This window comes from Arthrobacter sp. NPDC056886, from assembly GCF_042788715.1.
GTDB lineage: Bacteria > Actinomycetota > Actinomycetes > Actinomycetales > Micrococcaceae > Arthrobacter.
The window spans coordinates 380686-398912 of sequence record NZ_JBHUBT010000003.1; the positions used below are offsets into that span (position 1 = coordinate 380686).

The 18227-nt window shown below is 66.9% G+C and carries 14 protein-coding genes; 12 read left to right on the forward strand and 2 right to left on the reverse strand.

Features of this window, described 5'->3' with window-relative positions; genetic code table 11:
* Positions 1–85: 85 nt before the first annotated feature.
* Positions 86–334, reverse strand: a complete 249-nt coding sequence (locus ACFRJ8_RS07485; RefSeq protein ID WP_003804966.1) for a WhiB family transcriptional regulator — start codon at positions 332–334, stop codon at positions 86–88.
* A gap of 240 nt (positions 335–574) precedes the next feature.
* Here ACFRJ8_RS07485 and ACFRJ8_RS07490 point away from each other — a divergent pair, with 240 nt between their 5' ends.
* On the forward strand, positions 575–1135 hold the full coding sequence (locus ACFRJ8_RS07490; RefSeq protein ID WP_377985478.1) for a hypothetical protein: 561 nt from the start codon (positions 575–577) through the stop codon (positions 1133–1135).
* On the opposite strand, the gene ACFRJ8_RS07495 is transcribed toward ACFRJ8_RS07490, so the two are convergent.
* Complete coding sequence (locus tag ACFRJ8_RS07495; protein WP_377985479.1) at positions 1103–5662, reverse strand: FtsK/SpoIIIE domain-containing protein; 4560 nt, start codon at positions 5660–5662, stop codon at positions 1103–1105. The genes ACFRJ8_RS07490 and ACFRJ8_RS07495 overlap by 33 nt on opposite strands.
* A gap of 262 nt (positions 5663–5924) precedes the next feature.
* Between ACFRJ8_RS07495 and glf the strand changes: the two genes are divergently transcribed.
* The 11 genes from glf to ACFRJ8_RS07550 all read left to right on the forward strand — a co-directional run bounded on the left by glf (position 5925) and on the right by ACFRJ8_RS07550 (position 18206).
* Positions 5925–7112: a UDP-galactopyranose mutase gene (gene glf / locus ACFRJ8_RS07500; protein ID WP_377985480.1), complete on the forward strand. Its 1188-nt coding sequence runs from the start codon at positions 5925–5927 to the stop codon at positions 7110–7112.
* Positions 7109–9106, forward strand: coding sequence for a glycosyltransferase (locus ACFRJ8_RS07505; RefSeq protein WP_377985481.1), 1998 nt, complete (start codon positions 7109–7111; stop codon positions 9104–9106). The genes glf and ACFRJ8_RS07505 overlap by 4 nt, the downstream gene beginning before the upstream one ends.
* A 1-nt stretch (position 9107) precedes the next feature.
* Positions 9108–9989 carry an ABC transporter permease gene (locus ACFRJ8_RS07510; RefSeq protein WP_377985482.1) on the forward strand — a complete coding sequence of 294 codons (882 nt, stop codon included), beginning with the start codon at positions 9108–9110 and terminating at the stop codon, positions 9987–9989.
* Complete coding sequence (locus ACFRJ8_RS07515; protein ID WP_377985483.1) at positions 9990–10715, forward strand: ABC transporter ATP-binding protein; 726 nt, start codon at positions 9990–9992, stop codon at positions 10713–10715.
* A 100-nt stretch (positions 10716–10815) separates the two neighbouring features.
* Positions 10816–12105: a nucleotide sugar dehydrogenase gene (locus ACFRJ8_RS07520; RefSeq protein WP_377985484.1), complete on the forward strand. Its 1290-nt coding sequence runs from the start codon at positions 10816–10818 to the stop codon at positions 12103–12105.
* A gap of 48 nt (positions 12106–12153) precedes the next feature.
* The gene (locus ACFRJ8_RS07525; RefSeq protein WP_377985485.1) at positions 12154–12750 is read left to right on the forward strand and encodes an acyltransferase; all 597 of its coding nucleotides are present in this window, start codon (positions 12154–12156) and stop codon (positions 12748–12750) included.
* Positions 12747–13838 (forward strand): DegT/DnrJ/EryC1/StrS family aminotransferase, encoded by a 1092-nt coding sequence (locus tag ACFRJ8_RS07530; protein ID WP_377985486.1) that lies wholly within the window; start codon positions 12747–12749, stop codon positions 13836–13838. Before ACFRJ8_RS07525 ends, ACFRJ8_RS07530 begins: the two co-directional genes overlap by 4 nt.
* Position 13839: 1 nt before the next feature.
* Entirely contained in the window at positions 13840–14835 is a 996-nt protein-coding gene (locus tag ACFRJ8_RS07535) for a Gfo/Idh/MocA family oxidoreductase (RefSeq protein ID WP_377985487.1), read from the forward strand.
* A 53-nt stretch (positions 14836–14888) separates the two neighbouring features.
* On the forward strand, positions 14889–15995 hold the full coding sequence (locus tag ACFRJ8_RS07540) for a glycosyltransferase family 4 protein (RefSeq protein WP_377985488.1): 1107 nt from the start codon (positions 14889–14891) through the stop codon (positions 15993–15995).
* The gene (locus ACFRJ8_RS07545) at positions 15992–17113 is read left to right on the forward strand and encodes a glycosyltransferase family 4 protein (protein WP_377985489.1); all 1122 of its coding nucleotides are present in this window, start codon (positions 15992–15994) and stop codon (positions 17111–17113) included. The genes ACFRJ8_RS07540 and ACFRJ8_RS07545 overlap by 4 nt, the downstream gene beginning before the upstream one ends.
* A complete protein-coding gene (locus tag ACFRJ8_RS07550; RefSeq protein WP_377985490.1) occupies positions 17106–18206 on the forward strand; it encodes a glycosyltransferase family 2 protein in 1101 nt (366 codons plus the stop codon). The genes ACFRJ8_RS07545 and ACFRJ8_RS07550 overlap by 8 nt, the downstream gene beginning before the upstream one ends.
* Positions 18207–18227 lie beyond the last annotated feature (21 nt).

Here is an 18227-nt window from a genome sequence, read left to right on the forward strand (position 1 = left end):
CGCGGACCTGTGGGTCCGCGGCCATTGCTGCAGGGGTCGTGCGGTAGCTGCCGGCACTGTAGCTGCCGGTGCTTGGGCAGCAGAATCAGGAAGCGCGCCGTGCCCGTGCAGCGCGGCGCTTCAGGGCGCGGCGCTCGTCCTCGCTCATACCGCCCCACACTCCAGCGTCCTGGCCGGACTCCAAAGCCCACTGCAGGCAGGTGTCCACAACGGGGCAGCGGCGGCAAACACTTTTCGCTTCCTCGATCTGCAGGAGGGCAGGGCCCGTGTTTCCAACGGGGAAGAACAGCTCCGGGTCCTTGTCAAGGCAGGCTGCGCGGTTACGCCAATCCATGCTGATCAGTCACTCCATTCCTGGGAACTCGTTAAATGCCTTTGTGAATTTATTCACTAGAGGCTTCATAAGAAAAGGGCCCATTTGGGGCCCCCTCGGTCATCTGGATTAAGCGTGTCATGTTAACGCTGTGTAAACAAGGGGTAATAGAGGGCGAGATGCCCAGAGACCGTGAGCGATGCATCACATTCAGTGGCGGCGTCCTCACATCTAGACGACTATGTCCGGTAGTGTGCCAGTGTGTCAAGGCCCCCTGTGAACCCTGAAGACCCCAATGAAAATCCCCGCGAAGCCCCCAATGAAATCCCCAGCGAAAACCCCGCTGAAAATCCCCGCGGGAATGACGGCGAGCATCCCGGCGAAAACTCGCTCCGGAATCCGGACCGAGCCGCGGCCGGAAACCCTGTGAGGCCAAAGGGGATTATTGTCATCGCCGTCGTCGTCGCACTGGAGGCCGCAGCGCTGCTCGTGGCCGGCGGCTGGTACGGGATGCAGCTCCTGACCGGAGCGCCGGTGCTCTCCTTCTGGGGCGCCGTCTTCACGCTTTGCCTGTTGCTGGCGTTCTCCGCATGGCTCTTTGCCGTGGCACGCTTCCTGCTCCGAGGATTCCGTTGGCCGCGGGCCGGTGCCCTGGTGGCCCAGCTCTTCGTGCTGACCATTGGCTTCCCGACCCTGACCGGTGGCTATCCGGTGGCCGGACTGGCCATGCTGATCCCCGCCGTGACGGCCATCGTGCTCTTGTTCGACAAGCGGGTCATAGCGTTCGCCTCACGGGCCGCCGGAGCCCCGCCCGCCCTGTAAAGGGCCGTCCCGAGCGGCATGCTGTGCGGGGGAGTTCGCGGGGGAGGTCCGGAAACGCCCGCCGGCAGCCCGGACCGGAGCGGGCTGGGCGGCAGGGCCCAGTTGACCAGGAGAGCAGGGCGCCGCCAGCTGGACCGGCGTCGCACGGCCTTCGGATATGACGACGGCGCGCCCCGGAGGAGGACTGTGCTCCGCTTCGAACCGGACACCGAACAGTTCTCCGTCCATGAGCCCCCGCGGGCAAATCAGGACCGCCCGCCCCTGGCTGCGTGCGATGGCGGCCAGATCCACCCGTAGCCCAAAGGCCGGGCCGAATCCCGCGGTGAGGACCACCCTCCAGCCAAGACTGTGCAGGGCCGCCAGGGCACTGTTGGCTTCGGGCGCGAGCCGGTCAGCGTCGTCTGCGAGCGCTATCGCTGTCCGGTCCAGGGTGCCCGCGAGCGCGCTGGCGTGGAGCTCGGACCAGTACCGGCCGGGATCCGTTCCCGGCCGCGGCGAGAGCCAGGCAAAGGTTGGGTTCAGTCCCGGGAGCGCAGCCAGCAGCGTGCTCTTGCCGGAACCGGGGCCGCCGAGGACAGCGAGAACGCCGCCGACCGGAAACCGAACCCCGTGCGGCCGGAGTTCGTCGCCGCCCACCCCGAGAAGCAGGGCGGCCGCCGGGAAGGGGAGTTGCGCGGCGGACGGCATGGCTGCGGGCATGGGAGCGGGCGGCGGAATCCTTTGCCCCGGCCGGGGGTTGCCGCATTGGGCCAGCACCTGGTCCACGGTCACCAATATAGGCAGGGCTTCCACCCGGAAGGGCCTCACCGAGACGGCTTCGCCTGCGGGATACCGCCCGCCCTCGGCTGGCGGTTCGAACAGTTGGGCAGCGTGCCCGGTCGCTAAGGGAGCGGGCACAAAGGCGCCGAACACGGCCACGCGGCCGGCGATCGGCTCCAACGCCGGAAGCCGTGGCCACGCCAGCCGGCCCTCGTCGGTAGACCCTGCTGGAAAGAAGATCCGGTTGGGCAGGCCGGCGAAAAACCTCGCGGTCACGAGCTCACGCTCGCCAGAGACGATGACCGTGATCCCTGCCCGGGAACCGTCCCGCACAATGTCATGGACGACGTCTTCAACCCACGCCAGCGGCCCGAAACGGAATGCCGAAACCCAGGCGCCCCAGCCGCTGAGCACCAGGACCAGCCGGGGCCGTGGCCCGGCCGCGGCCCCGCTCAGCCGCGACGTGGCTTCTTCGGCGATCCGGCGCAGTACCCTGGCGGCCCGACGCACTTCATCCAGGCCCGCCACCGTGCCGACGCGGGGCGCCGCTGCGGCGCCGCTGAACACGCCGGCGGCGTCAAGTATGTACAGGTGTGACTCCACTGTGCCGGTCAGGAGCTGATCGACAGCCAGAACCAAGGCGGCATCGCCGGAGCCGGCCTCGGCCCCGACGAGGCCCAGATGCCCGTGCCGGGCAGGATTCCAGTCCAGCTCGGAGACGCGTTGGAGTTCCGGCAGATCCGTCTGGCCCAGTCGGACCGTGTCCCCGTCCGCGCGCCCGGGATATGGATAGGGCAGCAGCTCCGGCAGGGGATCTGCCACCGGCCGGCGGGGCGGCCGCCCGCCGCGGTCCTGCCACAGGCCCACAGTGGTGTCGATGAGCAGGGCCGTCCCCTGTGCCGGAGTCAAGGCGCCGCCGTCGTGAGATCCACTTTTGGGGAAACCGTCGCTCCGGACACCCAACACTGCCGGCGTTCGCGTCAGAAAGTCCGTGACGGTGCGCACCGTGACCGCTCCGTCTGTCTGCGCGGGGGTCCGGGGTGTCAAGGCGGCGGTCTGGAACTCTTCCGGGGCCTGGGCGCCGCGGATCAGGAATGCCCGTCCCGGACGTTCGATGGGGATGGCGGCCGCGAGCCCGGAGCCCATGATGTCGAACGATTCGGGGCCGGATTGGACGCGGAGGGCGATGCAGGTGGTGACGTTGGCCCTGATATCGGCGTTCAGGGCTCCCTGTGGGCGCTGCGTGGCCATGATGAGATGGATCCCCAGTGAGCGGCCGATGGCGGCAATCCTCATGAGTTCGGAGAGTGCGCCGGGCACTTCGTCCACCAGGATCCTGAACTCGTCAACGATGATGACAAGATAGGGGACCGGCGGTCCGGCCGTCGCCGACGAGTCGTAGGCCGCGAGATCAGGGGCATCCACCCGGGCGAGCAGTTCCTCCCTCCGCCGGACCTCGGCACGCAAGGAAACGAGCGTGCGGTCCACCTGCGCGGCGCCCAGATCCGTGAGCATGCCGACGCAGTGCGGGAGTCCGGTCAACGGGCCCAGGCCGGAGCCGCCCTTGAAGTCTATGAAAAGCAGGGTGACCCGGTCCGGCGGATGGCTGGCCGCGAGGCCGGCGGCAAGAGTCCGCAAAAGCTCCGACTTCCCTGAGCCGGTGGTCCCTGCGACCAGGAAGTGCGGACCGTCGGTCTTCAGATCGATGCGCAGGGTCCCCAGACTCCCCGTCCCGACTGGCGCACCCAGTCCGGCCTCCGCGCCGGTCCAAGACCAGCGCCGGGAGATGTCCGGCGCCGCGAGGGGAAGGACATCGGCCAGGCTGCAGTGCTGGGGGATGGCCGGCGGGGGAGTCACCGCAACGGGCCGTGCGGTATTGAAGCCCCGGCAAAAGCGGTCAAAGACAACTGCAGGGACCAGATCCGGGACGAAGTCCATCGGCGGGGCCCCGGCGGTGATGAGGGTGCTGCGCCGGCCGAGGACAATGCGGGGGTGGTCCGCGGGACCTCGTTCCGGCGTGCACTCGATCACCTTCCACCCGTGTGCCGTGGCCAGTGACCGGAACGCCGGCCCTGCACCGGCGGTGTCCGGCCCGGGCGCGGCCCCTGACTGCCCGGGGGTGCGCCAAAGGATAAGAACTCCGCGGTCGAGTGCATCCCCCGGACCCCTCGGGCCGCCCGGATCACGCGGATCGCCTGGACCGAGCGGACCGCCCGTCAACCCGCCCGGACCGACGGAACTGACCGCCTGGCGCGGACCGCCCGTCAACCCACCCGGAGCGCGCGGACCACCTGAATTAACCGGACCGCCGGGACCGCCCGTCAAGCCGCCGGAACTGTCGGGTCCGGCAGCCAACAGTGCCTCGGTCGTGGCGTCATTGGCGGACATTGTGACCCCTGGCAGGAAGCGCGCAGAATCCGGGACTGTGTCCGCCGGGCCATGCAGCAGCAGGCGGGTGCTGCCGCCGAGCGGATAGGACGCCAGCTGCAGGATGAACGAGCGCACCAGCCCGGCCACGGCAGGCGCAGGGCCGTGGATGGTCACCACCGCCGGGGCCGGGTCCAAGGTCAGGGGGACCTGGCCGAGCGGCGGTGGCCGGAAGCCGGAGTCGGGTGGTTCCAGCCGGATATTCGCCCTCTGATCCGCCAGCCCGAGCCGCAGGCAGATTTCCGGGGGCTGTCCATGGGGTGCAGGGGCCGCCGGGGGTGCCCAGGCCGCGCAACCGATGGCCAGGTCGGCCGCGGAAGGAGCGGCCTGCCGGCGTCGTTCCCTGTCCTGCCGAGTGGCTTCAGCCACAGCGGCGTTGAGCTCGCGGCGCTGCCGGCGGCCCGCCAGGTACGGGACCAGGACGGACACGCCAGAGACTGCCGTGAAGGCCAGGAACATCCACATTCCGGTGAGAAGCGCCAGGCCGAAGCCGGCCAGGAGCGGCAGTACCGCGGCCAGTGCCACGGCGGCCCGGTGGCTGGAGGAGGCGTTGCCCCGGACGATCAGCGGCGCGGCAACGCTGGAGCCTGCAAGCGCCGTCACCGAGTCGGCAGCACCGTTGGGCACCACCGGCGGCCAGAGCCGGAGCGAGAGGGTGGAGTCGCCGCAGCGGATCGAGGACGCCGTGGTCACCGGGGCCATTCCTACTTTCCGGCCGTCGACGCGGGTTCCATTCGCACTGCCGAGGTCCACGATGGTGATGTCCGAGTCCGAGACGTCCAGGCGCGCGTGCTCCCGGGAAAGTGCGGCATCCGGGATCACGATCTCGGTACCGCTGCGGCCGATCCGGAACTGCCCCCTCCGCAGCGCGACAAGCGTACCCGCACCGGGACCGCTGTCCACGGCGAGCAGCAACGTGGCAGTTTCCCGCTGGCGGGGACCGGGGCGGGATGGTGCTCCCGACCTATTAGCCGACGCGGCTCTCTCAACCAGCCCGGTTCTTTCCACCAGCCCGGTGCTTTCCACCAGCGCGGCTCTCTCAACCAGCACGGCGCTTTCCACCAGCACGGTGCTTTCCACCAGCACGGTGCTTTCCACCAGCACGGCGCCCGGGACCAGGGGAGGTTCGCCCACGGTCATGGCGGCGAGCGGGACTCCCCGGACGGACAGCCCACCGGTCCCGTAGCGCCGGGCGATGGCGGCTTCCAAGTCCGCACCCGGGCACGGCTCGGGGACCTCGACGGAGAGCTCAATGAGCTGCCCGTCCGGCGTCGAACCTGCGCTCGGCATCAGGGTGCTGGGTACTAGCGTGCTGGGTGCGAGAGTGCAGTGGAAAATCATCCGGGGCATCCTTTCCTGCGTGGCGGCCCGGTTCCACGTTAGGTGCCCTTCGGCCCGGCTGCGCCCGGGAAACTAGGCCATGTGGAAAACACCCCGAAGCGGCATGGCAACCCCCGCCACGTCTGGCTTCCGGGCCGGTGCCGGGGATGGCTCCGGGCGGCGGGGCTACCCGCGATTCGCCGATACCAGCCGCGTCTCAGGTAGGCTAGACCAGCAGACAATGCACAATATTGCGCTGCCCGCATTCGAACCAGGAGAGTTTGTGACCGCTGACCTCGTCATCGTAGGGTCGGGCTTTTTCGGCCTGACAATCGCAGAACAGGCCGCCACTGAGCTGGGCTTGAAGGTAGTCGTCATCGACCGCCGGCACCACATTGGCGGCAACGCCTACAGCGAAAAGGAAGAGCAGACGGGCATTGAGGTCCACCGCTACGGTGCCCACCTCTTCCACACGTCAAACGACCGCGTGTGGGAGTACGTGAACCGCTTCACGACGTTCACGAACTACGTCCACAAGGTCTACGGCGTCCACAAGGGCGAGGTCTACTCCCTGCCCATCAACCTGGCCACAATCAACCAATTCTTCCGGGCCAACCTCACCCCCGGGCAGGCACAGGAACTGATCAAGGACCAGGCCGGCGAACTGGCCGGCACCGATCCGCAGAACCTGAACGACAAGGGCATCCAGCTGATCGGCCGCCCGCTCTACGAGGCGTTCATCAAGCACTACACCGGCAAGCAGTGGCAGACGGATCCGAAGGACCTGCCCGCGAGCATCATCTCCCGCCTTCCGGTGCGCTACAACTACGACAACCGGTACTTCAACGACAAGTACGAGGGCCTTCCGACCAACGGCTACACCGCGTGGATCGAAAAGATGGCCGAGCACCCCAACATCGAGGTCCGGCTCAACACGGACTTCTTCGATGAGTCGCATGAGTACAGCAAGGACAAGGTCGTCGGCAACATCCCGGTCGTGTACACCGGCCCCGTCGACCGCTACTTCGACTACGCCGAGGGCGATCTGTCCTGGCGCACCATCGACTTCGAAGAAGAGGTGCTCGACGTCGGGGACTTCCAGGGCACGTCGGTGGTGAACTACAACGACGAAGACGTCGCGTACACCCGCATTATCGAGCCGCGCCACTTCCACCCGGAGCGCGAGTACCAGACGGAGAAGACCGTCATCATGCGCGAGTTCTCCCGCGCTGCGGAGAAGGGCGACGAGCCCTACTACCCGATCAACACGCCCACGGACCGCGATCGGCTCCTCAAATACCGCGACCTGGCCGCGGCCGAGCAGGATGTCCTCTTCGGCGGCCGTCTCGGCACGTACAAGTACCTGGATATGCACATGGCGATCGGCTCGGCCCTGACCATGTTCGACAACAAAATCCGCCCGCACTTCGAACGCGGCGTTAAGATTGAAAGCGGGGGAGTGGACGCATGAGCGCCGCAACCGATACCCAAGTAGAGTCCGCCCAGCAGTGGGACACCCTGCAGCGGGTCATCCTGCCCAACGCCAGCCAGATGGACACGGTTCCCCTGTATATGGACATGGGCACCGCGACCGGCATCCAGCTCCCCACGGTCGGTGACCGCGGAGGAAAAAAGACCAAGCCGCAGACGATCAGCAGCGCCGCCAAGGAAGCCCACGTTGAGGACTTCCTGTCGCGAAGCTCCACCAAGGTCAGGTCCGGGGAACGTGTTTCCTTCGGCAGCTATTTCAACGCCTTCCCGGCCAGCTACTGGCGCCGCTGGACCACCGTAGATTCTGTCCGGCTTCAGGTGCGCACCGAGGGCGCAGGATCCGTCATCGTCTACAAGTCGAACGCCCGCGGGTCCCTGCAGCGCGTCGACACGCGGCGTGTGGAGGGTACGGCGGAAAACACCTTCGAGCTGTCCCTGGCGCCTTTCGGCGACGGCGGCTGGTACTGGTTCGATCTCGTGGCAGGCTCCGAGCCGCTGGTGATGGTCGACGCCGAGTGGCAGGGCGTCGCGACTGACAAGACGCCCGGTTCGGTCACCTTGCAGATCACAACTCTGAACAAGACCGACTTCTGCCTCAACAATCTCCGGCTGCTGGCGGAGAACCCGGATGCCCTGAGGCATGTCCAGGAGATCCTGCTGGTCGACCAGGGCACCCAAAAGGTCGAGGACGCAGAGGGCTTCGCCGACGTCCGGGCTTCCCTTGGCGGCAAGCTGCGGATCATCAACCAGTCGAACCTCGGCGGATCCGGCGGCTTCGCCCGAGGCATGTTCGAAGCCGTCGAAAACGGCAGCGACTACGTCCTGCTGATGGACGACGACATCGTAGTTGAGCCTGAAAGCATCATCCGCCTGCTCACCTTCGCTGACCGCTGCAAGACGCCGACAATCGTCGGCGGCCACATGTTCGACCTCTACAATCGGACGGTCCTCCACACGTTCGGCGAGGTGGTCAACCCTTACCGCTTCCAGCCGTCCCTGCCGAGTGAGGAAATGGTCCTCGGACATGATTTCCTGTCCTCGAACCTGCGCCAGACCTCCTGGCTGCACCGCCGATGCGACGTGGACTACAACGGCTGGTGGATGTGCCTGATCCCCACTTCGGCGATTCGGGAAATCGGCCTCTCGCTGCCCCTCTTCATCAAGTGGGACGATTCGGAATACGGACTGCGCGCGAAGGCGCACGGCATCCCGACTGTCTCCCTGCCTGGTTCGGCCGTGTGGCACGTGTCCTGGATCGACAAGGATGACCTCGTCGGCTGGCAGGCTTACTTCCACGCACGCAACCGGATCGTGGCGGCACTGCTCCACAGCCCGTACGAATACGGCGGCCGCGTCGTGCGCGAATCACAGTACGCGGACATCAAGCACCTCGTGTCAATGCAGTACGCGACCGCGCACGGCCGCGGCTGGGCGCTCGAAGATGTGCTCAAGGGGCCGTCCGGCCTGCCGGAGCTGCTTCCGTCTAAGCTGCCCGAAATCCGGAAGATGATGGCCGGCTACTCCGACTCGATTTTCCGCGCGAATCCGGACGAGTTCCCGACGCCCAAGATGGACAAGCCGCCGCGCCGCGGGCACGGTGTGTCCCAGCCGTCCAAGATCACTCTTCTGCCCTGGGCGGCTAAAACCGTCGCGCGGCAGCTGTTCCGCCCCGTGGGCCACACGAGCGCGGAACGTCCGCAAACCAGCATTGCGCATCAGGACAACCGTTGGTGGCGGATCGCGCAGTTCGACAGCGCCATCGTCTCCAATGCCGAGGGAACGGGTGCCTCCTGGTACAAGCGGGACCCCAAGCGCGTGCGGGAAATGCTCACCGAGAGCACTCGCCTGCACGCCGCCCTGCTCAAGGACTGGCACTCGCTAAGCAAGGAATACAAGGCAGCAATGCCGGAGCTCACATCTCTGGATTCCTGGAAGAAAATCTTCGAAGAGCACACTCAGAGTGAAGTGAAATAGCGTGACAACCACGATTTCCGGGGAATTGACCCGCCCGGGTCTCGGCGGTGGATTTCGGGATCTTCGCCAGTCCAGTTTTTTGCTTAAGCTTCTGGTCCGCAAGGAACTGAAAGTCCGCTACCGCGGCTCCGTCCTGGGCCTCCTCTGGTCCTATGTGAAGCCCGGTGTGCAGTTCGTCGTGTTCTACGTGGCGCTGGGCGTCTTTCTCGGGCTGGAACGCAGCGCACGGAACCCGGACGGCCTCTCAAACTATGCCGTGTATCTCTTCTCCGGAATCGTGCTGATCAACTTCTTCTCCGAAGCCCTCGGGAACGCCGCACGGTCGATCGTGAATAACGGCAACCTGATCAAGAAGATCTATCTTCCCCGGGAACTGTTTCCGGTGGCGTCGGTCTGGGTGTCGGCGGTCCATTTCTTCCCCCAGCTCGTTGTCCTCGTGATCGGTTGCGTCTTGGCGGGGTGGCATCCGGACATGTTCCAGCTGCTGGCCGCGGTCGGCGGATTCGCCATTGTGGGCTTCCTCGCCACGGGGCTCGGGCTGCTTTTCGGCGCCGCCAACGTATATTTCCGTGATTCGGAAAACCTCGTTGACATGTTGCTGATGGTGGCCACCTGGGCATCGCCGGTCATGTACTCGTGGACGATGGTGGAGTCAAAGCTGGGTCCGGGATTCTTCACCCTCTATCAGGCCAACCCCATCACGGTGGGCGTCGAGTTGTTCCACTACGCTTTCTGGTACCCCACCACGGACGGCTCTGCCGCGATGCCGCCGAACCTGTTCAGCCTGTGGCTGCCGGTCGGCCTCGCCATTTCGCTCGTGGTCCTGGCACTGGGACAGCTAACTTTCCGGCGGCTTGAGGGCCGCTTCGCTCAGGAGCTGTAAATGGCAAACGCGATCGAGGTTTCCAATATCAGCAAGGAGTTCGTGCTCCGCCACACCCGTTCCATCAAGGAAGCGGTTGTGTGGCTGGTCAAGGGCCGCAAGGGCGACCTGTCCAAGAAGTTCCACGCCCTGAAGGATGTCTCCCTGATGGTGGAGACGGGGGAGACCGTGGCCCTGCTCGGTCTCAACGGGTCCGGCAAATCCACCCTGTTGAAGCACATCTCCGGCGTCATGCTCCCAGATTCCGGCAGCGTGTACACGCGCGGCCGGGTGGCTGGCCTGATCGAGGTCGGAGCGGGCTTTCATCCTGACCTGTCCGGCCGCGACAACGTGTATCTCAACGGGGCAATCCTGGGGATGACCGAGAAGCAGATCAACGAGCGGTTCGACGCGATCGTGGAATTCTCCGAGATTGGCGAATTCATCGACACGGAGGTCAAGTTCTATTCATCAGGCATGTACCTGCGCCTGGCGTTCTCCGTAGCGGTCCACACCGACCCCGAGGTATTCCTGATCGACGAGATCCTCGCCGTCGGAGATGAACCGTTCCAGCGCAAGTGCATCGCCAAGATCCAGGAGCTGGCGGAAAAGGGCAAGACGCTCGTCGTCGTCAGCCACGACCTGGACCTGGTCTCCCGGATCTGTGACCGCGGGGTCCTGCTGGAGCACGGAAATGTATTGTTCGATGGGCCGATCAGCGATGCGGTGAGCAGGCTCCGCAGCTAGTCGGCAGACCTCGCTGCCGCCCTCGCGGCGCGGCAGCCGCTAGTGTGGAGGCAGGTCCTTCGGCCCTGCCATCAGGCATGAGAGAAAAGGCACGAGAATCGTGAAGATTGCTGTAATTGCGTTGGGTAAGATCGGCCTGCCCTTGGCCGTCCAGTTTGCATCCAAGGGTCATGAGGTGGTCGGCGTCGACGTCAACCGGCAGGTTGTCGACCTCATCAACGCCGGTACCGAGCCATTTCCCGGCGAAGCCCGGCTGCAGGAACAACTGTCCGTGCTGGTGCCGGCAGGCAAGCTCCGGGCGACGACCGAATACGCGGATGCCGTCCCCGAAGCGGACGTTGTAGTCCTCGTCGTGCCGCTGTTTGTCGACGCCGACGCGAATCCCGACTTCGGCTGGATGGACGCGGCGACCGCCGAACTGGCGAAGCACCTGACCCCTGGCACCCTGGTGTCCTACGAAACCACCCTCCCGGTCGGCACCACCCGGACCCGGTGGAAGCCGGCCCTGGAATCGGCCTCGGGCCTGGTCGAGGGGCAGGACTTCCACCTGGTGTTCTCCCCGGAGCGCGTCCTCACCGGCCGGGTATTCGAGGACCTGCGCAAGTACCCCAAGCTCGTGGGCGGCCTGTCGGAAGAAGGGGCAGCCAAAGCCGTCGAGTTCTATCAGGCCGTGCTGGACTTCGACGAGCGCACGGATCTGGTGCGCCCGAATGGCGTCTGGGACCTGGGGTCCGCCGAGGCATCGGAGATGGCGAAACTGGCGGAAACCACCTACCGCGACGTCAACATTGGCCTCGCCAACCAGTTTGCCCGCTACGCCGCCACGGCCGGGATCGACATCTACCAGGTCATTGAGGCCGCCAACTCCCAGCCCTACAGCCACATCCACACACCGGGAATCGCCGTCGGCGGACATTGCATCCCCGTGTACCCGCGCCTGTACCTCTGGAACGATCCCGAGGCCACGGTGGTGCGCGCAGCCCGCGCGGCCAACGCCGACATGCCGGCCTACACCATCGGGCTGCTCGAGGGAGCCTATGGCGACCTCGCCGACGCCCGCGTGGTGGTACTCGGCGCCGCGTACCGCGGCGGCGTCAAGGAGACTGCGTTTTCCGGCGTGTTCGACGCCGTCAAGGCACTCGAACTGCGCGGCGCCACCGCGCTGGTCCATGACCCCCTGTACACCGACGAGGAACTCCAGAAGCTGGGCTTCCAGCCCTACCACCTGGGCGAGCCGGCCGACGCGGCCGTGGTCCAGGCGGACCACGCCGAGTACCGCACACTGGGGCCGCAGGACCTCCCGGGCGTCCGGGTGTTCATCGACGGCCGGCGGGTAAGCAGCCCCGAGGCGTGGGCCGGCGTCCAGTACCGCGTCATCGGCAAGGCATGACCCCGGTCGATTCGCCGATCGCTTCTTCCCTTTGACAGGAGATCCACGATGAACAACATTGCCCCGAGCGCTGATGTTTCGGACCGCGCCGTGCTGGGAGCCGGCACCAAGATCTGGCACCTGGCCCAGGTGCGCGAGGACGCCATCCTGGGAGAAAACTGCATCGTCGGCCGTGGCGCCTACGTAGGCACCGGTGTCCAGATCGGCGACAACACCAAAATCCAGAACTACGCTCTGGTCTATGAACCCGCCAAGCTGGGAAAGGGCGTCTTCATCGGACCCGCAGTGGTCCTCACGAACGACACCTACCCCCGCTCCGTCAGTCCCGACGGATCGTTGAAGAGCGCGCACGACTGGACGCCGGTGGGCGTCACCATCGAGGACGGGGCGTCCATCGGCGCCCGAGCCGTCTGCGTGGCGCCGGTGACGATCGGACGCTGGGCGACCATCGCCGCGGGCGCCGTCGTCACGAAGGACGTGCCCGCCTTCGCCTTGATGGCCGGAGTGCCGGCCAAACGGCTCGGTTGGGTCGGAAAAGCCGGCTTCCCGCTGCGTGAGGCGGACGGGTTCTGGGTGTGCCCCGAGACCGGCGCCAAATATGTTGAAGAAGAAAATTTCCTGAAAGAGGCAGAGGACAACGCATGAGCCTGGACTTTATCCCCGCAGCAAAGCCGATCATCGGCGATGAAGAGCGGGCGGCCGTAGATGCCGTACTCGCCTCCGGAATGTTGGCCCAAGGCAAGCAGGTAGCCGAGTTCGAAACCGAGTTCTCTTCGGTGCTCGTCGACGGCCGGGCGGCCGTCGCCGTGAACTCCGGCACCTCCGGCCTCCACCTCGGCCTCCTCGCCGCCGGCGTGGGCCCTGGCGACGAAGTTATCGTGCCGTCCTTCACCTTTGCCGCCACCGGCAACGCGGTGGCACTGACCGGTGCGACGCCGGTCTTCGCTGACATCGAGCTGGACCACTACACCCTGGACACAGACCACGTCGCCTCGCTGATCACGGAGAAGACCAAGGGCATCATGCCGGTCCACCTGTACGGCCACCCCTTCGACGTCGAGGGCCTCGGCAGGCTTGCCGCGGAGCGCGGCCTCGACCTCTACGAGGACGCAGCCCAGGCGCACGGAGCAAGCTTCAACGGGAAAAAGGTGGGCAGCTTCGGCACCTTCGCCATGTTCAGCCTGTACCCGACGAAGAACATGACCTCCGGTGAGGGCGGCATGGTCACGACGTCGGACGCCGCCGTCGAGCACAAGCTGCGGCTGCTGCGCAACCAGGGCATGCAGAAGCAGTACGAGAACGAGATCGTCGGTTTCAACGCCCGCATGACTGACCTGCACGCCGCCATCGGCCGCGTCCAGCTCACCAAGGTGCTCGGCTGGACCGCGCAGCGGCAGCAGAACGCCGCGTTCCTGGACGCCAACCTGGAGAACGTCGGGACCCCGGCGGTCAAGGCGGGGGCGGGCCACGTCTACCACCAGTACACAATCCGGGTGACCGAGGACCGCGACGGGCTGGCCAAGGCACTGCGCGACGAGTACAACATCGGAACCGGCGTGTACTACCCGGTCCCGAACCACCGGCTTCCGTCCTTCAACCGCACCGAAGACCTGCCCAACACGGAGACGGCCGCCAAGGAAGTGCTCTCCCTGCCGGTTCACCCGTCCCTGAGCCAGGACGACCTCGAACGGATCGTCGCTGCTGTCAACGCCGTGGCCAAGGCCGGTGCCTGAGATGGCGAATCTGCGCGTAGGCCTGATCGGGCTGGGAATGATGGGCCGGCACCATGCCCGGGTTCTTCGCGAACTGCCCGGCGTCGATCTGGTGGCTGTGGCGGACGCCTACGGCGACCCGCACGGCGTGGCCGGTGGCCTGACGGTGCTGTCCTCGGTCGAGGAACTCATTGCCGAAGGCCTGGACATGGCGGTCGCGGCCGTCCCCACGGGGATGCACGAGGAAGTCGGCCTGGCCCTGGCCGAAGCCGGCATCCACACCCTCGTGGAGAAGCCGATCGCCGAAAGCGCACGCGCAGGACAACGCCTCGTGGACGCCTTCGAGGCCAAGAACCTCGTAGGGGCCGTGGGGCACATCGAGCGCTTCAACCCTGCCCTGCAGTCGCTGCGGAAGCGGATTGAAGCGGGCGAACTCGGCGAGGTATACCAGATCGCCACCCGCCGGCAGGGTCCCTTCCCGTCGCGCATCGCCGACGTCGGGGTCGTGAAGGACCTCGGCACGCACGACATCGACCTGACCGCCTGGCTCGCCCAGAGCCGCTTCGAGTCGATCTTCGCCCACGTCACCACCCGCAGCGGCCGTCCGCATGAAGACATGGTGGCGGCGACCGGGCAGTTGGAAAACGGCGTCATCACCAACCACCTGGTGAACTGGCTCTCCCCCATGAAAGAGCGCCTGACAATCGTCACCGGCGAAAAGGGCGCCTTCGTGGCCGACACGGTCACGGCGGACCTGACGTTCTTCGAAAACGGCACCGTGGCCACGGAGTGGGAGTCCATGGCGGCTTTCCGGGGCGTCTCCGAGGGCAACATGACCCGGCTTGCCATCGCCAAACCAGAACCGCTGCGCACCGAGCACGAGGCCTTCCGCGACGCCGTCCTGGGGCTGCGCAACGACGTCGTGACCATGCGCGAAGGCCTGGACACGCTCGCCGTCGCCGAGGCCGTGCTGGAGTCCGCGCGTACCGGGCAGATGGTCAAAGTCGCCGCCTCGTGACGGCACCTCCCCGATTGAGGGTCGCGGTAGCGACCCGGCTATTCACACCCGAAGTGGGAGCCGCTGCCTTCCGTCTCCAGGCGCTAGTCGACGGGCTGGTGGCCGCAGGCGCTGACGTGCAGGTGGTGACGACCCGCGCCCCCGGCGGAGCCTCAGCCGGCAAAGTCCCGTTCGGACTCAGCCGCTGGCCCGTATTGCGGGACCCGGGCGGCAACGTCCGCGGCTATGTCCAGTACCTGAGCTTCGACATCCCGGCCTTCTTCCGCCTGCTGGTCCAGGGCGCGGACATTGTCGTCTCCGAACCGCCGCCCACCACCGGGCTGGTGGTGGCCCTCAGCAGCTGGCTGCGCCGCCGGCCATTCGTGTACTACGCTGCGGACGTGTGGAGTGAGGCGCTGTCCGCAACGGACGTGCCCGCCGTCGTCGTCAGCATGATGCGGCGCGTCGAAGGCTTCGTGCTGCGACGTGCCGCCTGCGTCATCGCCATTTCTGATGCCGTCGCCGAGCAAGTCGCGAAGTTCGGCGTCCCGGCGGAGCGGCTCCGGGTGGTCGCCAACGGGGTCGACACCTCAGTCTTCAACCCCCAGGGCGAGGTAGCCGCAAGTGAGCGGCCGTATTTCGCCTACACCGGAACCATTTCGGAATGGCAGGGAGCCGATGTTTTTGTCCGCGCACTGCCGATCGTGCAGCTGAAATATCCGGACGCCGAGATCCGCTTTTTCGGCCAGGGCACAGATGAGCCGGCCCTCCGGACGCTGGCGGCCGAGGTCGCCCCCGGGAGCGTGGTTTTCGGCGGAGTCGTTCCGCCCCGGCAGGCCGCGGCCTGGCTGCGGGGAGCCGCAGCCGCACTCGTCAGCATCAAGCCGGGCCAAGGATATGACTTCGCCAAGCCGACCAAAATCTATGCCGCCGCAGGATGCGGGACCCCGGTGATATTTGCCGGGACCGGCGAGGGCGCGGCAGTCGTGGCTGCCAACGGGCTCGGCGACGCCGTGGATCACGACCCCCAGGCCGTGGCGGCCGCAATGATCGCCGCGCTCGAAACCGACGACACGGGCCGCGGACTCCGCTCGCAGTGGGTGGCGGACCACGCTTCCCTCGCGGCGGCAGGCCAGGCCGCGGCGGCCGTCATTGCCACGGTGGCGAGGACCTCCCGATGAAGATCCTGGTGGTCACCACGTGGTTCCCCAGCCAGGGCTCGCCCGCCCAGGCGCCCTTCAACCTGGAGCACGCGAAGGCAATCCAACTCCGGCACGACGTCCGGGTGCTGCATGTAAGGCTGGGCAGCGGGCTACCCGCGGCCACGGAGTCCTACGCCGGCCTGCCCGTGCACCGGGTCTCCCTGAACCCCCGCCGGCCGTGGACGGCACTCTCGGTGCTCCGCCTGCTGCTGAGGGAATGCTCGACGGCGGATGTGCTGCACACGATGGCGTTTTCCTCGGCCCTCGTCGCGGCCCTGCCAGCGGCCCTGCGGCGGATCCCCTGGGTCCACTCTGAGCACTGGAGCGGTGTCACGAACCCGCGCAATGTCGCGGGGCTGTGGCGACAGTTCGCCTGGTTGCGATGGGTTCTGCGGCTTCCGCACGCCGTGACGGGAGTGACGGCAGAACTCGTGGAGAAACTGCAAGCGTTCGCACGGCCCCAGGCTGCGGTGCTGGTTCCCTGCGTCGTCGCCAACGACCGTCCCCTGCAGCCGCTGCCCGCGCGTGAACGGCTCCGGCTGGCCGCTGTTGGCGGCCTGGTGCCGGGGAAGAGGCCGCTGCTGGCCATCCGGACCATCGCAGCGCTCAAGGAATCAGGCCACGACGTGCACCTCAGCTGGGTGGGCGACGGACCCCTTCGCCGCGAGGCCGAGGAGCTGATCGCCGAGATGGACCTCGGCGGGAACGTCACACTGGTCGGCGCGGTCCCACCGGCCGAAGTCTTCGCGTTTTTCGAACAGGCCCACCTATTCTTCCTCCCGACGGCGCACGAGAACTTCTTCACGTCCGCGGCCGAGGCGCTCTCCGCCGGACGGCCCGTGGTGGTTCCGCGCGTCGGGGGATTCACCGACTACGTGACCGAAGCGAACGGCGTCCTCGTGGACGACGCTTCGCCGGAGTCCCTGGCCGAGGCGATCCTGGCGGCCCGCCGGACCTTCGCGGGGGTCGACCCCTCCACGATTGCTGAACCGATCCGGGCCAGGTTCAGCCGAACCACTGTCGGCCGGCTCTTCGAAGACGTCTACGGCCGGGTGCTCGCCGGCACAGGACCAACAGGACGGAGCCCACGTGAATAGCGGCGCAACAGAGGCGGTCCCCGCCGTCGACGTCGTCATGGCAGTGCACAGCAGCACCCGACCGGTGGCACGGGCGCTCGCCTCGATTGCGGCGGCCGGCCTGGAGCTGAACACCCCGGACGGCGTCCGGGTCACGGTGGTGTGCCACAACATTTCCCGGGACGAGATTTCGAGGAACGTTCCACCCGGGCTGGCCGCAGCCACCAGGTTCCTGGAACTCCGCGACGGGATTCCGAGCCCGGCCGGGCCCTTCAATTTTGGGCTGCAGCAGGCTACGGCCGAGTTCGTCTGCATCCTTGGCAGCGATGATCATCTTGAGCCCGGCGCCCTCCGCCAGTGGCTGGAGCTCGCCCGCAGCCACTCTTCCGCGATGGTCATCGCCCCGCAGCGCCACGCCGGCGGGGCGCCGGTCCGGACTCCGCCGGTCCGGGTGGGCAGGCGGTTCGGTCTGGATCCGGTCAAGGACCGCCTGAGCTACCGCACAGCGCCGCTGGGCCTGCTGCGACGCAGCGAAATTCAGCGGCTCGGCCTCGACTTCAGCGCTGATCTGCGGACGGGGGAGGACCAGATCTTCTCCGCCAAACTGTGGTTCGGCGGCGGGCGGATCGACTACGCCCGGGGGGCCGGTAAATACGTCGTCGGCGCCGACGCCGAGGACCGGGTCACGGGCCAGCGACGCGAGATCGGCGAGTTGTTCGCCTTCGCCCTGGAACTCGTCGCGGACCCCTGGTTCGTGGCGCTTCCCCTGGCCCAGCGTCAGTCCCTGGTCACCAAGTTGCTCCGGGTTCACGTCTTTGGCGTGATTCTCCCTCGCATGGACCAGGGCGGCTGGACGGATGCGGAGCGCGAAGACCTCGCACGCGTGGCCCGCACACTTCTGGCCGCAGCACCGGGGGCGGACGGGCCCTTGTCCCTGGCGGACGCCCGGCTGCTCCGCAGCATTCTTACCCCTGGCCCGTTGGCTGAAATGCTGGCGGCAGCGGCAGCGCGCCGCAAGTTCGGGCGGCCGCAAACCCTGATCGCGGCGAACCTGGCGGCGCAGCTGCATCCAGAGGCGCCGTTGCGCTTCATGGCGGCGTCCGCGTTGCTCTAGCCCGCGTTGCTCTAGCCCGCG